We start from the raw sequence: 15,568 nt of genomic DNA on the forward strand, positions 1-15,568 counted from the left end.
AAAGAGCAGCTTTTTGGTAAAAACGAGGCACCGCGATGATACAACATGGTGCGTTAGGTTAAAGTCGTAACGAACCCTACGGTTAAGGCAAGAGACGCGATGAATCGCCGTCTCTACAATATCAAAAAACCTTAACCGAACCGGATTGTAACGCACCCTATTTAAAATTTATTTTTAATCCGAAATCTAAAATTGTTATGAGAGCCAGAATTGAAAATAAAATCCTTTTAATCCATCACGAAGATTTGCCAGAGTTTAAGAAGGGTGGTTCGGTAGTGCGAAACTCTTATTTCTGGGCGCTACGTTCAATTGCTGGTAAAGCTTCGCGTTATCGTGATTGGGAATACGAATCGGAGGTTTGGCTAGCGCTTTCACGAATGCTTTTGTCGTTTGCTGAATCTGGGTATTTGGGTGTTAGAGAAACCTTGCTGGAGTTTCCTTTATCTCAAGGGGAAATTCCTAGTTTGCTGCGAGATGTGTCAACTTTTGAGTAAATTAAATGGCATTTTGCTTGCAAAAAACACCAAAATGAGTAATACCGTTTCTTTGTGAAGCTGCATATAATTCACCCCCCGGCTATCGCCGTCCCCCCTTGCCAAGCTACGGTGCATACACAAGTCTAATTACCCCCCTTAATCCCCCCGATGCATTGGGGGGAAATAGAAAATCTAGTTCCCTCCCCTTTGCAAGGGGAGGGTTAGGGTGGGGTAAAATCTTGGGTTTTTCGGCGATTTTAGACTTGTGTATACACGGTAGCCTTGCCAAGGGGGGACTACAGGGGGGTATTATGATGTGCATCTTCATAGAGAATTGGTATAAGTCAAATGACCTTTTGAGAAAGCATTTAAGCTTTTTGTGAAAGCATTTAAGTATTTTGAGAAAGCAATTAGGCTTTTTGATAAGTAATCAGCAAATATACCTGATAATTAAAAATTGTAGCTGCATACCGATGTAATTAATATAACATTATCAAAATAATGCTTGAACTCATCGGGCACTCAAATGAGGTTTAATCCGTCACGATTAGCCATCATAGACAAACCCTGGTGAACAGTAGTGCTGAAGCAAGGGTAGTTGTGAGAAAACAATTAAGATGCAGCAGTTAGTGTAGGAGAACAACGTGAAAATAACGATTATTGCTAAAACATTAATTACATCCATAAGTTTGTTAGCTTTATTTGCCCCAAGTCAAGCATCGGCTCAACTTATACCGCAACCTTGGGTTTCAGTTGGTGGAAAAGATGGTGATGTAACTTATGCTGTAGGTGCTAGGGCTTTGGATTTCGGGGTTGAGATTGGAACTGGCCCTGATGGTGCTACGGGAGTAGATGTTTTGAAATTTATCAGTTTACCTGTAATTTCACCTTATGTAGGAGTTGGACTTTATTCAGAGGATAAAGGTGTTGCAGTTTCAGGTGGCGTTCAGGTAGGTGCTACTGATAACGTTTTTGTCGGCGCTGGTTACAATTCTATTCGTGGATTTAATGGGCAACTGGGAATAAGATTTTAACTAATTCGTAATTCGTAATTCGTAATGACGTTTTCACAGCGTCATAATTAATTGCGAATTAATTATGCAGGGGGAGTAATTGAAGTTGAGATTAGCTCTCTGACATGAACTGCGGAATCTTGTTGTAATGCTGATGCCGCGATCGCTTCACTTTCAACTATACTTAACCGAGCGATCGCTTGCTTCACTCCAGGTATACCTTGAGGATTCACGCTCAACTCATCCAGCCCTAAGCCTAATAAAATTGGTGTTGCTAAAGTATCTGCTGCCAATTCTCCACATAATCCTACGGAAATTCCCGCCGTATGGGCAGCTTGGATAGTTTGCTGCACCATTCGCAACACGGCTGGATGTAGCGCATCAACCAAATTTGCCACGCGGGGATTAGTGCGATCGCTAGCCATGACGTACTGACTCAGATCGTTAGTCCCTATACTAAAGAAGTCTACTTCAGTTGCTAACTGATCTGCGATCGCAACTGCTGAGGGAACCTCTACCATAATCCCCACTTTCATCGCTGCATCAAAGGAAATACCAGCTTGATTTAATTCAGCTTGCACTTCACTCAAAATTGCCTTTGCTGCACGTACCTCCGTCACCGTAGCAATCATCGGCAACATAATCTTAATTTGATGCCCCACACTGGCTCTCAAAATTGCCCGTAACTGAGTTTTGAACAAATCCAAATGATCTAAACAGAAACGAATTCCCCGCCAACCTAAGAAAGGGTTAGCTTCTGGAAACCCGACTCTGATATAGGGAAGTGGCTTATCACCACCAACATCTAAGGTACGAATAATTAGCGGACGATTATCTAAAACTTGGGCGATCGCCTGATACACTGCTAGTTGTTCTTCTTCAGTGGGGGCGCTTGTCCTATCTAGATATAGAAACTCGGTGCGAAGTAGTCCCACACCTTCTGCACCACTAGCCACAGCAACTTGGACATCATTTATACTACCAATGTTAGCAAAGACGCTAACTTGCCGACCATCACGAGTAATTGCTGGTTGGTGCGCTGTAGCTCGTGCTTCCTGTTGAGCAGTTTGCCAAGCTGACTGTTTTACTGCCAGTAAATCCAGGATATGTGATTCTGGCTCTACCCAAGCTCTGCCACTTTCACCATCAAGTGCCATAAGTGTACCATCTGCCAAGTGCAACACCTGGGCATCTACTCCCAAAACTGCGGGAATGCCCAATGTCCGGGCGATAATTGCGCTGTGGGAAGTGGCGCTACCAGAAGTTGTACAAATACCCAGCACCTTTGTCGGATCTAGTCCAGCGGTGTCTGAGGGGGTTAAATCAGTCGCTACCAAAATCGCCGGTGACTCAAGATGGAGGTTAGCCGCAGCATTCCCAGCTAGTAATCGTAGTACCCTTTGCCCGACATCCACAACATCGTCAACTCGCTCTTGCAGGTAAGAATCTTCAAGTGTGCGGTAGGAAGTCGCTACTTCATCTACTACAGCTTGCCAAGCTGCTTCAGCATTTATATGGTTTTCTAAAATGCGCTGATGAGCCGCTTCCAACAGTACTGGATCTTCTAAAAATAGTAATTGGGCATCGAAGATGGCGGCTTCAGCGTCACCAATTTGCAGAGATGCTTGTGAAAAAATCGCTTGAATTTCCTGTCTAGCAGTGTTAATTGCTGCCTGTACTCGTTGCCACTCTGCATCAGGGTCATCTACGTGATATTCCGTAATAGAAATGTGAGTGGGTTGATAATGAACAACAGGTGCGATCGCTATTCCTGGAGAAGCTGCAATTCCTGAAAGTTCGCCGTGAGTTGCTGGGGTAACTTCATGATGAAATGCTGGCGGAGAATTCAAGGCAACATTATCTTCACCAAAGTTATTTGCGAATAATGTCTGTAATGCTGCGATCGCCTCATCTGCATCTGAACCAGTGGCAGTAATCAGCAGTTCGTGTCCTTGACGCACTCCTAAAGTTGTGACTTGGTTAATACTGTCGCCCCTAACTAGCTCAGTATTTCTCGTTAAATTCCGCACCAGAATTTGGGATTGAAACCTAGCTGCGGTTGCGACAAACTGCGCTGCGGGACGGGCGTGTAATCCTAAGCGATTGCTGACAATCAGCCGGATTTCTCGCGTTGGTGATTCTACATTAGTTGTTGCTGGGGTGATAGTTGACAACGGCCTACTAATTACACCCAATTGAGTCGCTTTAGCTAAGAGTGCGCCGCGTGCTTCCGCCATAACTTGGTGAATATCTCTACCAGCCGCCGCAGCTACCACAGCAGCGATCGCACCTTCTACTAGAGGTGCTTCACACAAATACACTTTTTGCTGCTGTGCTTCTGGCAGAAACTCGATTGCCATTTCTGCACTCAGCAAAGCACTACCCAAATCCATTAATACCAAAACACCATCATCAGAAAATACAGAAGCGATCGCTTCATAAACTTGGATAGGATCTGTACCCAATGGATTTTCCGGATCTTCAATACCTGCTGCAACAGCAATGGGAACTTGGCCTTGAACCATCTGCGCGGCGAGTTCCCGCACACCCAAGGCTAGTTGTTTACTGTGAGAAACAATAACAATTCCGATCAATGCCACACCGTCAACCTTGTTGAGAGGTTTGCGTTTAGCTAGTTATCCATTTCATTTTCCCATTCTGCTACAGTTGCAACTGCCCGAAAATATTCCGGTCTTTCCAGCTAGAAATGCGAACAAAGTAGCCTTCTTTTACCGAAATACGTGGTGTCCACTCATAAACTCCATCGCTAGCAGTACGGGAAGAAATGTTTTGGATAAGTTTGTTCCCATCGTACAACTTAATCGAGACATCGCCATCAAAATTATCCCGCCACAATATTAAAAAAGGTTGATCCTTCGGTTAAAAGTTTGGGCAATCCAAAAACTACTCAGAATGGCAGCAAAAAAAGCAAAAAATTGATTAGAGGATTTATCCTTGCTTGACCGCAATTCCACAAAAAGTTGTCGTTACCACTTTAAGGCTAATGAGTTGCGATCGCATGACCATATACTAGACATCTCTATCTAAGCAAGAATAACAAACGCAGACATGATCTGATTTAGCCAATAAAACTTGTAACACCATCCGCAACCATGCCGAAAGTTCAGAAAAAAATTCAACATCTACTATCTATATAAAACGCATATTTGATTTCTGAAAAAACTCCGTACAACTAAGAAGCCTTCTTGACTGTAGCAAGATTGCCTATTGCCTGCCTATCGCGCTTGCGCTGCGCTTGTCTGCGACACGGTGCGCGTTCGCGCACCACGCAAATTAGTTCAGAAATCAAAGCGGATTCCTATATAACCCAGAGATTGCATTGAACAATCGAATGCAAGGCGCTTATGAGAGAACCTTGCATTCCGTGCCTAGAATGATGCTGGAACGCTAAACAACCACAAAATTATTTTCGGTTAGTGTCACACCACCCAAAAGTTGTGCAAATTTTACCTGAGTAAACCCAGACGCACTACCATCTTGGTCAAAATACAGTTCACCTGTAGAATTATCGTAGATAAATCGTTGAGCGATCGTCGTTGCAGATGTTCCGAGGGTAAACTGGCTAGCTGAAAGTGAACCTATTGATAACCCGCCACCAAAACCAGCAGCCGATACTTGAATAAGTTCATAAGTGGCGTTGAAATCAGAAATAGTATCAATACCTTCATTGGAACTATTGAAAGCAAAGGTATCAGTACCATCCCCTCCATAAAGTGTGTCATTCCCATAGTTCCCAGAGAGCCTATCGTTGCCATTGCTCCCCACAATATTGTCGTCATAGGCTGTCCCTAAGACCTTTAATCTTTCAATATTATTGAAGCTAACGCTACTCGTGCCCACCGTAATTGTTCCAGTATTAGTAGTGGCATCAAAAGTCGAAGTGATCCCCTCTGTAGCATTGCGGTAATCGACGGACAAGAAATCGTCACCTGTCCCCCCATTTACCGTTTGTGTCACTAAAGAAGAGAAGTTAAACAATAGGGATGGAGATGCAGTGGTTGTATAGATAGAATCATTGCCATCGCCCCCAAAGAGTAAGTTATTGCCTATTGAACCGCTAGCATCTAAGGTATCGTCACCAACGCCACCATAGAGGGTGTTATTGCCAGAGGAGATAGAGTCGTAGTAGGAGTCGTTATTTACTTCGGCAAAGCCAGAGATATCAAGAAAATCATTACCATTGCCTCCAGAGAGCAGGTTATCGCCTAATGAACCAATAGCACTCAAGGTATCATTACCAGCGCCACCGTTGAGGGTATTATTGCCAGAGGAGCGATTGTCGGAGGATCGGAAGTAGTCGCCGCCAGGTGATGAGTAATAGCCAGAGACGGAGACAGAATCATTGCCATCGCCTCCAATGAGCAGGTTATCACCTGTTGAACCGCTAGCACTCAAGGTATCGTCACCAGCACCACCGTTGAGAGTATTATTGCCTTCTGGGCGAAGGTCGTCGCCTTTTTCGAGGTAGCTGTTGTAGAACTCATAGCCAGAGGCAACGAGAGAATCATTGCCATCGCCCCCATTAAGCAGGTTATTTCCTACTAAATAGTCAACAAACAAGCGATCGTCACCAGTACCACCGTTGAGGGTATTATTGCCCGCACCACCCCGCAGCAAGTCATTGCCACTTTTGCCGTCAATAATGTCATCACCACCCTGACCATTGATCACATCATCTGAGTTGTCAAAGCCGTTAACATTATTGTTTAAGTCATTAAGGAATGTGACTGTGTTCTTCCTGAAGATAGTGCTTTGGGTGGAGTTGGCATCGAAGACATCAAAGCTGTCAGTAATAGTAGTTTGTCCATAAAACAAGATATTGCCCAAGTCTACAGTGGCTCCTGTAGATTTGCTGAGGTTTTCCAGGTTTTCCAGGGCAAAGTTTTGCAGGATGAGTTTGCTTCCACCAAACTCTCCTTCAAAAGTGATTTCCAGATTGTTGCCATTCTGGGTGAGCAGCAAATTTTCGGCAGTGAAGCCATCAGTCTGGAAATTTAGAGTGTCCACTTCGGCAATGACTGCTGCCGAAGGATTTATGCCTTTACCTACTCCACCGAAATCCGTGATAGTATCAGTGCTGCTGTAGGTTAAGGAGCTGTAAACAAATTTATCCTTGCCACCGCCACCTGTGAGGATATCAACGCCATAGCCACTGGTACCGTCACCTATGAGAATATCATCGCCCTTGCCACCGTTGAGGGTATTATTACCAAAGGCGCCAAAGGCACTAAGAGAATCGTTACCATCGCCCCCAGAGAGCAGGTTGTCACCTGATGAGCCACTAGCACTCAAGGTATCGTCACCAGCACCACCATTGAGGGTGTTTTTGTCAGACGAGCGGACACCGGGTTCGTAGTACTCAAAGTCAAGGATGGAGAGAGAATCATTGCCATCGCCCCCATTCAGTAGCTTATCGCCTGATGAAAATTCAGTTTGCAAGGTATCGTCACCAGCGCCGCCGTTGAGGGTGTTTTTGCCAGATGAGCGAAAGGTACTAAGAGAATCATTGCCATTACCTCCAGAAAGCAGGTTATCGCCTCTTAAATTATTAACATTCAAATAATCGTCATCAGCGCCACCATTGAGGGTGTTATTCCCCGCACCACCGTTGAGGGTATCATTCCCCGCACCGCCATTGAGGATATCATTCCCTGCACCACCCCGCAGCAAGTCGTTGCCACTTAAACCATCTATTGTGTCATTACCCCCTTGACCATTTATCACATCATCTGAGTTGTCAAAGCCGATAACATTGTTGTTTAGGTCGTTAAGGAAGGTGACTGTATTTTTCTTGAAGATAGTACTTTGGGTGGAGTTGGCATCGAAGACATCAAAGCTGTCAGTAATGGTAGTTTGCCCATCAAACAAAATATTGCCCAAGTCTACAGTGGCTCCTGTAGATTTGCTGAGGTTTTCCAGGTTTTCCAGGGCAAAGTTTTGCAGGATCAGTTTGGCATTACCAAGCTCTCCTTCAAAAGTGATTTCCAGGTTGTTACCATTCTGGGTGAGCAGCAGATTTTTCGCAGTTAAAATATCGCCTTGGAATTTTATAATATCCACTTCCGCAATGACTGCTGCCGTAGGGTTTGTTCCTTTACCTATGCCATTGAAATCAGTGATAATATCGGTGTCGTAGTTGGGTAAGTTGTTTAAGCTGTAGACAATTTTATCCTTGCCGCCTCCACCTGTGATGGTATCGTTGCCATAGGTAGGTGTGATGATATCGTTGCCTGCTTTACCGTTAATAGTGTCCGCACCGTTACTACCCAGTAGGGTATCATTACCGTTTGTTCCAACGATATTTGCCATAACTCTTACTTTCCTAAATCGATTTTTTTAGTAATTTTAAGTTCTCAAACTGCTGTTTTAGAGCATAAAGAAATCGCCAAAATTTGACGTTTTCGACATTTTTTATACGTCACCCTTGAGGAGATGTCTATGCTTAAATAAGCATCTTTGCATACTCTTCACATTATTCGCCGAGAAATGTATATACAAGTACTGAGCTTTGTATATTCTTTATATTCCAATACGGTTTAGTGAAGGCTGAAAGTGATGTAAATCTAAGTATTATTTCCAAGAATGGAAAGAGAGAGTGATGTATCTTAAAGGTTTTTCGGAAGATATTACTTTTAGGAGAAGAAATACTGACTTTTGACTCAACCCCCAACATGAATACCAGGACGCTTATGGGGATTCTTTTCAGCCCGACGGAGTACTTCACGGGTGACTACAGCAATATCACCTTCACCAAACAAGATAAAACGCAGTAAGTATTGTATAGGATTTCCCTCAACCCAGCCGAAGTAAGCATGGGGAATTTTACCTGTATGGTCACGTATATAAAGTAGTAAAGCGGCGATCGCATTAGGTACTGCTGCACTTTCAGCCCGGAGGATGCGATAATCACCAACTTGCACCCCTTTTACTTTGATCACATCGGCAAATTCCGAGGCATCTGACACCATAATTTCGAGAAACAGAATTGGATCGTTGGGTGGAATATGGTTGTCTTCGCGTACCTCTTTCTCTTTCATAAAATACTCTAGGACATCGCCCGTATTCAACCGATTTGCAATCAGTCGTATTGCTCCTTGGCTCTCTTCGGCAAGGAATTGGCCAGCAAGTTCGTCAACTTCGATCCGTTCTGCTCGCAGTTCTGTTGAACGCCAAACACGAGAAACCAGTGAGGTAAAAATGATTGTGCCGATAAAGAAGCCCGCAATCTTAATCCCTTCTGGTCTTTCGATGATATTGACAATAGTGGTATATAAAAATAACAGTGTAATGATCCCCAAAACGGTTCTTGCCCGCTTCTGTCGGTGACGGTGGGCTGATAAGGTGACGGCAAAGGCGGCTGAGGTGATCAACACAAGCACGCCAGTTGCATAAGCCCCGCCTTGGGCTTCCACATTTGCTCTGAAGATAATTGTGACTACAAAAGCGATCGCTGTGTAGACTAATACTAAAGGTCGCGTTGCTCGTGCCCAATTGGGTGCCATGCCATAACGTGGTAGGTAGCGAGGCACGATATTCAGCAGTCCTGCCATTGCAGATGCACCTGCAAACCACAAAATCGAAATAGTACTTAAATCGTAAATTGTGCCAAAGCCATTGCCTAAATATAGATGTGCTAAATAAGCAAGGGCGCGTCCATTGGCTTTGCCCCCAGATGCAAATTCTGCCACTGGAATCAGTAAAGTCGTTATAAAGCTGGTGGTAAGCAAAAAGAAGCTCATAATCAGAGCAGCAGTGGTAAGCAGCTTGCGTGTATTCCGAATCCGCCCTTTAGGATGCTGCGGAGTGTCGTTATTGCTGCCTTTAACCAGCGGCATAACGGTAACACCGGTCTCAAAGCCTGACAATCCCAGTGCTAGTTTGGGGAATATAAGCAGAGAAATCCCGATTAGGAGCAAAGGGTTAGAATGGCGGGCAAAAAGTGCAGTCTGCCAGTTAGCGATCGCTCCAGGGTGAGTTAGGATCTGATACGAACCGACGCCAACGACAATGAAGTTTAACAGCAGATAAACTCCTACCAAAACTACTGCAATACCAATAGCTTCTCGGAAACCTCTCAAGAAAACTGCACTTAGTAATGCAACTAATATCAAGGTTACTGCGATCGTCTGATTATGAAGCCAATTTGGTGTCAGCGGATTTTCGATTATGTGCGCTGTGGCATCAGCCGCTGAAAGAGTAATGGTAATAATAAAGTCAGTTGCCACAAAACCGAGTAAGCATAGCACAAGTAATTTACCTTGCCACCAGGGAAGCAAACGCTCTAACATTGCGATCGATCCTTCACCATGAGGGCTTTCGGCTGCAATGCGTCGATAAATTGGCAATGCTCCAAAGAGCGTCAGCAAAACCAGAATCAGGGTTGCTATAGGAGAAAGAGCGCCAGCCGCCAGTGCTGCAATCCCAGGTTGATAGCCAAGGGTCGAGAAATAATCTACACCAGTCAAGCACATCACCTGCCACCAAGGATGCTGACGATGTGATTCTTCTTTGCGGTAAGGGCCTTCCTTCTCTCCTCGGTCTTCTTCAAGCAACCAGTGGATTAACTGGCTGCCAAGCCGTTTTGTTGAAACAATTGATTTAGCCATTAAATACGATTGTGTTGCAGAATTCGGCTTTGTGATTTTTTTAAGCCTTTATGATTTATTAAATAAAATTTTGAGTTAAAAATATATAGCATTCTGCTTATTCATCCGCCAGTTGTATAAGGTTCATTCTGACTCATGACGCCTGAATAGTTTAGCAGGTAGCTATAATAATTCAATTAAGCATTAATCAATATTGATATTTGTTAATGAATATGAACCAGAAAGATAAACCTTTTGGAAGATGTTTTAAAATCTTGCATTGATATTAGATTAATTTTGCAATTTAAGTTGATTGCTTATTAACTGCTGTATCCATTTTAATTTGGAAAGCTTTTAACATGAAAATATTAGTTGTAGAAGATGATCAGTTAAATGCATACTCACTCAGTGCCGTTTTGACTAACCAAAACTATGCGGTTGAAATTGCCACTGATGGTGATGCGGCTTGGGATTTTATTCAAACTTACGATTATGATTTAATCCTTCTGGATGTAGTGTTGCCCAAGCGGGATGGCATTAGTCTTTGTCGTCAAATCCGGTCTAATGGTCTGCAAATGCCAATATTGTTATTGACAGGGTGCGATAGTGGTCATGAGAAAGCGATCGGATTAGATGCTGGTGCAGATGACTATGTAGTTAAACCCTTTGACCAAGAAGAGTTAATTGCTCGTATTAGGGCGCTATTGCGTCGCAAGGGCGTAAACTCGAAACCTGTGCTGGAATATGGTAAGTTGCAACTAGATCCTAGTAGTTGTGAAGTGATCTACGCTGGCAATCTACTGCCACTTACTCCAAAAGAGTATGCTCTGTTAGAGCTATTCTTGCGAAATACTCGGCGGGTATTTAGCTGCGGCATGATTTTAGAACATCTTTGGTCTTATGAAGATACTCCACAAGAAGAAGCTGTTCGTACCCATATAAAAGGATTACGACACAAACTTAAAGCTGTCGGAGCCGCCAGTGATTTGGTTGAAACAGTTTATGGTATTGGCTATCGTCTGAAATCACTGGAAGAGGGAGTAGGGAGTAGGGAGCAGGGGGAAAATTCCTCTTTTCTGCACCCTTCACCCTGCCCCTCTGCTTCTTCCCATTCCCCAGTGCCTAATCTCAAATCACAGCAGCAAGCACTAATGGCAGTTGCGGAAATTTGGCAACGATTTCAAGGGCGGGTGGACGAGCAGGTGAGGTTGCTGGAGGAGGCGATCGCAACTTTAAATCAAAATACTTCAAATCCCGAATTGCTCTCTGGTGCAGCCAAAGAGGCGCATACCTTGGCAGGATCTTTAGGTACTTTTGGCTTGCCTCTTGGCTCAAAATTGGCACGCAATATCGAACTGCTGCTGAGTTCTGGTCAAACCTTGAGTAAATTTGAGATTAGCAACCTCGAAAGTTGGGTAAGGTTATTGCGTCGAGAAATTGAGGGAAACAACACAGCGGTAATATCTGCATCATCAACCCCACAGGTATTAGAAACAGTGACGCAACCGCTGCAAAATGAACCATATACAGAAACTAAAATATTGGTTGTAGATGACGATCCGCAAATTCAGGCATTGTTGCAAACTTTACTCAGTCCTTGGGGACTCAAGGCGATCGCTCTTGAAGATCCGCGTCAGTTCTGGAAAACCTTAGAAGCAGTTGCGCCAGATATGCTGATTCTGGATGTGGAATTACCTCATACAAATGGTATACAACTTTGTCAATTAGTACGCAACGATTCGCGCTGGAGTGAGTTACCTATCTTATTTCTCACTGTGCATAGCGATGCCGAGATAGTAAATCAGGTGTTTAGCGTTGGTGCTGATGACTTTGTAAGCAAGCCCATTGTCGGGCCAGAACTTGTAACCCGCATTGTCAATCGCTTAGAACGGGTGAAATTGCGGCAGCGCGTGACGCAGGGTGGGGAGGTAGGGGGGCAGAGGGGGGAGGGGAGTAAGGGGAGCAGGGGGAGCAGGGGAAGTAAATTCTTCCTTGTCCTCCTTGTCCCCTTTACCACCCTCATCCTCCGCTTCTCACAACTTACAAGCTATTAACGAATTGGAATTGAGAGTAGCAGAGCGCACTGCCGAGTTAATTTCCGTGAATCGACAGTTGCAATCACAACTTAATGAGCGTCAGCGGACACAGGAAGAATTACGGTTTTCTCAAGCTAGATTTGCACGGATTTTAGATATTGCTGATGATGCAATTATTTCCACCAACGGCTTTCAAAGCATCACCTTGTTTAATCAAGGGGCAGAGAAGATTTTCGGCTACTCTGCCCAGGAAGTGATTGGACAGGGCCTTGATTTACTTTTACCGCAGCGTTTTTTCCACAAGCATCGTCAATATGTGCTTGACTTTGGCCAATCTCCCAATATTGCCCGACGGATGGGAGAACGGCGTGAAATCTATGGTTGCCGTAAGGATGGGACTGAATTTCCTGCGGAGGCTTCCATCTCCAAAATAGATATGGGTGATGAAATATTTTATACGGTTATCTTGCGGGATATCACAGAACGTAAGCAAATTGAACGGATGAAAGATGAATTTATTTCTGTTGTTAGTCATGAACTCCGCACGCCTTTAACTTCGATTCACGGCTCTCTAGGAATGCTAACCAGTGGTTTGCTGCCAACAGATTCGGAGCAGGGAAAACGTTTGCTGCAAATTGCTACTGATAGCACCGAACGCCTAGTACGCTTAATTAACGACATCCTAGACATTGAGCGGATCGAGTCGGGTAAGGCAAAGATGGAACCAGAAATCTGCAATATTGTTGACCTGATCACTCAAGCAGTAAATGTTATGCAGCCTCTAGCTGACAAAGCAGGAGTGAAAGTATCTATTTGTCCCTTATCTGGTCAAGTATTGGCAGATTGCGATCGCATTGTCCAAACCTTGACTAATCTACTCAGTAACGCGATTAAATTTTCGTCTGCTGGCTCTACGGTTTCCTTAGCGGCGCAACAACAAGGGAATGAAATTTTATTGACAGTCAAAGATACTGGACGCGGTATACCAACTGACAAACTTGAGAGTATTTTTGAGCGTTTTCAACAAGTTGACTCTTCAGATTCACGCAATCATGATGGTACTGGTTTAGGTTTGGCAATTTGTAAAAGTATTATGCAACAGCACGGCGGACGCATCTGGGCTGAAAGTACATTGGGCGAAGGTAGCACTTTTTACGTTACTCTGCCGTTATTTGAGACTTTCCAAAATACTGATTTAGAAGACCCTTCCAATATTCCCATGATTCATAATTGTTACGATCCAAGTATAAATAGCCAACTCAGTCCAAATACAGAATTTTTGACTAAAGGGCGTGTTAGCACTCAGGAATCTGAACAACAGGTAATGGAGTTACTTCAGCGAATTACTTACAACCAACAAAAGGATAGCAGTGATGACAACAAAGCAAATTCTAGTGGTTGATAACGAGCAGTATATTCAAGAAGTTGCCAAGATTTGCTTGGAAACAGTCGCAGGTTGGGAAGTCGAGACAGCGAGTTCTGGTCAAGAAGGCATAATTAAAGCTGAAACTCGCCAACCAGATGTGATTTTACTAGATGTGATGATGCCAAAGATGGATGGCATCACTACCTTTGAAAAATTACAAGCCAATCCATTAACTAAAGCGATTCCGGTAATTTTGTTAACTGCCAAAATCCAGGCTTCCGATCGCCGTCGCTATGCCCAGATGGGAATTATCAGTGCGATCGCTAAACCATTCAATCCCCTAGAATTAGCTGCTGAAATAGCTGTAGCGTTGGGCTGGAATCTTGAAAAGTAGAGTAGTACGGATTGCACTTCTACCATACTGAGTGCTGAGTACTTGCACGTAGCTATTTGCCCTGCCCCTTCCCATAGGTCAATACAGTTCAGATAAGCCCAAAACACTTGTAGAGACGGCGATTCATCGCGTCTTCAAAGACAAGTTATCTACACCAGTAACCTTAACTGAACCGTATTGTCCCATAGGCAACGAGACTAATTATTGAAATCTGAGATTAACGCAAACCTAAAATTTCGGAAATCGCCGCTACAATATCCAAATAAAAGTTGCCTTTTACTGCCCGAAATAACTCAAATTTAGAGTCAGGGGCACCAAAAAATGGTCTGAGAAACCATCCTAGCTGCATACCAACAAAGGCATAAAGCAATAACCAGGATCTTAAAATAGTAGTGCGGGTTTTTTTGCCAACTTCATCTTGTTGAGAAAGTAATTGCATTCCTTCATAAAGGAATTTAACGCCAAAGATGCCTGTAATGCCAAAAATTAACACATTCAATAGTTTAAAAAATTGATAAGAATCGGGTGTAGTAATCAGAAAAAATAGCGTAACTGGTGCCAAGCTGAATAAAAGCACGCTAATCACTGACACAGAGGTGAGCAACACAACAAAATGCTGTTGAATACTACTCCGGGAACCAAACAAAACATTAAAAAAGAACAAAGTCGGGAAACAAATAATCAGTGTTAATAAATAAAATGCTGGCAGCTTAATAGCACCAGATAATGCCTGTCCCCAACTGTTAGATGCACCGATAATTGCACCATAGATTGCAAAGAAAATGGAACTGGTTACAAATAAAGAACTGATTTTATTTTGTAATCTTATCCCCAGACGAATTTCTTCTAAGAAAGACTGGCGATCGCGCAATAAACTAATCAGTACACCAAATTGTTGAATCCCGCGATTTTTCTTGTCCAACATAATTTTATATTTTTATATTTTGTGGAATTACTAATGACTAATTAACGGATTCCCAAAAGATAGCTAATAGCTTGAATCACACTCAGATAAAAATTACCTTCTCTTTCGCGGAATAGTTGAAAGACAGAATCAGGTGTGCCAAAAAACGGTCTGAGAGTCCATCCTAACTGACTGCCTACAAAAGCGTAAAGAAATAACCAAAATTTTACAATTTTCCGGCGTGTCTTTGTACCTTCATCATCTTGTTCTAAAACTATATTTGTAGCCTGATATAAAGACGAAATTCCAACAAATCCAGTTAATGCAAAGATAAATACATTTAACAGAATTAAAAATTGGTAATTATTGGTGGTAATTAAGAAAAACAGAGTGATTGGTGCAAAGCTAAATAAAAGTACGCTCGTAATTGAAACAGCAGTCAATACTAATGCTAAATGCTGTGCAAAAGTCCGCTTTGAGCCAAAAATAATATTAGCAAAAAACAACGTCGGGATACAAATTAGGAGTGTAATTAAATAAAGGGCTGGGAGTTTAATGGCAGAAGACAAAGCTTGCATCCAGCTATGGTATGCACCAATGATTCCGCCATAAGCAGCGAGAAATAAGGAACTGCAAACCAGCAGCGAAATGATTTTATTTGGTAATCTCGTACCTTGGCGAATTTCCTCTAGAAATCCTTGGCGATCGCGCAGGAATCCAATCAGCACTGCAAAGTATTTAATTCCTGATGATTTCCGTTCCATCATGTTATC

General features: G+C 43.2%; 9 protein-coding genes and 1 pseudogene. 4 read left to right on the forward strand and 6 right to left on the reverse strand.

Going from position 1 to position 15,568, the window contains the following annotated elements; translation table 11 throughout:
* Window positions 1-197 precede the first annotated feature (197 nt).
* Window positions 198-494: a hypothetical protein gene (locus HUN01_RS12425; RefSeq protein ID WP_181931526.1), complete on the forward strand. Its 297-nt coding sequence runs from the start codon at window positions 198-200 to the stop codon at window positions 492-494.
* Between the two features lie 626 nt (window positions 495-1,120).
* Window positions 1,121-1,510 carry a hypothetical protein gene (locus HUN01_RS12430; protein WP_069074362.1) on the forward strand — a complete coding sequence of 130 codons (390 nt, stop codon included), beginning with the start codon at window positions 1,121-1,123 and terminating at the stop codon, window positions 1,508-1,510.
* Window positions 1,511-1,572: 62 nt separating this feature from the next.
* On the opposite strand, the gene ptsP is transcribed toward HUN01_RS12430, so the two are convergent.
* From ptsP to HUN01_RS12450, 4 genes are all read right to left on the reverse strand, one after another.
* Window positions 1,573-4,083, reverse strand: coding sequence for a phosphoenolpyruvate--protein phosphotransferase (ptsP, locus tag HUN01_RS12435; protein ID WP_181932671.1), 2,511 nt, complete (start codon window positions 4,081-4,083; stop codon window positions 1,573-1,575).
* A 67-nt stretch (window positions 4,084-4,150) separates the two neighbouring features.
* Window positions 4,151-4,345 (reverse strand): hypothetical protein, encoded by a 195-nt coding sequence (locus HUN01_RS12440; protein ID WP_238846230.1) that lies wholly within the window; start codon window positions 4,343-4,345, stop codon window positions 4,151-4,153.
* A gap of 552 nt (window positions 4,346-4,897) precedes the next feature.
* A complete protein-coding gene (locus tag HUN01_RS12445) occupies window positions 4,898-7,819 on the reverse strand; it encodes a beta strand repeat-containing protein (protein WP_181931527.1) in 2,922 nt (973 codons plus the stop codon).
* A 350-nt stretch (window positions 7,820-8,169) separates the two neighbouring features.
* Window positions 8,170-10,116, reverse strand: coding sequence for an APC family permease (locus tag HUN01_RS12450; RefSeq protein WP_181931528.1), 1,947 nt, complete (start codon window positions 10,114-10,116; stop codon window positions 8,170-8,172).
* 338 nt (window positions 10,117-10,454) lie between these two features.
* Here HUN01_RS12450 and HUN01_RS36740 point away from each other — a divergent pair.
* Both HUN01_RS36740 and HUN01_RS12465 read left to right on the forward strand, forming a co-directional pair.
* A pseudogene (locus tag HUN01_RS36740) lies at window positions 10,455-13,533 on the forward strand (response regulator).
* A complete protein-coding gene (locus HUN01_RS12465) occupies window positions 13,505-13,891 on the forward strand; it encodes a response regulator (protein WP_181931531.1) in 387 nt (128 codons plus the stop codon). Before HUN01_RS36740 ends, HUN01_RS12465 begins: the two are co-directional and overlap by 29 nt.
* A gap of 217 nt (window positions 13,892-14,108) precedes the next feature.
* Here the strand turns inward: HUN01_RS12465 and HUN01_RS12470 are convergent, their stop codons facing one another.
* Together HUN01_RS12470 and HUN01_RS12475 are read right to left on the reverse strand one after the other, a co-directional pair.
* Window positions 14,109-14,816, reverse strand: coding sequence for an actin-binding WH2 domain-containing protein (locus HUN01_RS12470; RefSeq protein ID WP_181931532.1), 708 nt, complete (start codon window positions 14,814-14,816; stop codon window positions 14,109-14,111).
* A 41-nt stretch (window positions 14,817-14,857) separates the two neighbouring features.
* The gene (locus tag HUN01_RS12475) at window positions 14,858-15,562 is read right to left on the reverse strand and encodes an actin-binding WH2 domain-containing protein (RefSeq protein ID WP_181931533.1); all 705 of its coding nucleotides are present in this window, start codon (window positions 15,560-15,562) and stop codon (window positions 14,858-14,860) included.
* Window positions 15,563-15,568 lie beyond the last annotated feature (6 nt).

Origin of the sequence: Nostoc edaphicum CCNP1411 (genome assembly GCF_014023275.1) — a bacterium.
GTDB classification, from domain to species: domain Bacteria; phylum Cyanobacteriota; class Cyanobacteriia; order Cyanobacteriales; family Nostocaceae; genus Nostoc; species Nostoc edaphicum_A.

Excerpts from the sequence above, each read along its gene's own strand:
- HUN01_RS12425 (WP_181931526.1), top strand. The coding sequence starts at position 198 with ATGAGAGCCAGAATTGAAAATAAAATCCTTTTAATCCATCACGAAGAT.
- HUN01_RS12445 (WP_181931527.1), bottom strand. The coding sequence starts at position 7,819 with ATGGCAAATATCGTTGGAACAAACGGTAATGATACCCTACTGGGTAGT.
- HUN01_RS12450 (WP_181931528.1), bottom strand. The coding sequence starts at position 10,116 with ATGGCTAAATCAATTGTTTCAACAAAACGGCTTGGCAGCCAGTTAATC.
- HUN01_RS12465 (WP_181931531.1), top strand. The coding sequence starts at position 13,505 with ATGACAACAAAGCAAATTCTAGTGGTTGATAACGAGCAGTATATTCAA.
- HUN01_RS12470 (WP_181931532.1), bottom strand. The coding sequence starts at position 14,816 with ATGTTGGACAAGAAAAATCGCGGGATTCAACAATTTGGTGTACTGATT.
- HUN01_RS12475 (WP_181931533.1), bottom strand. The coding sequence starts at position 15,562 with ATGATGGAACGGAAATCATCAGGAATTAAATACTTTGCAGTGCTGATT.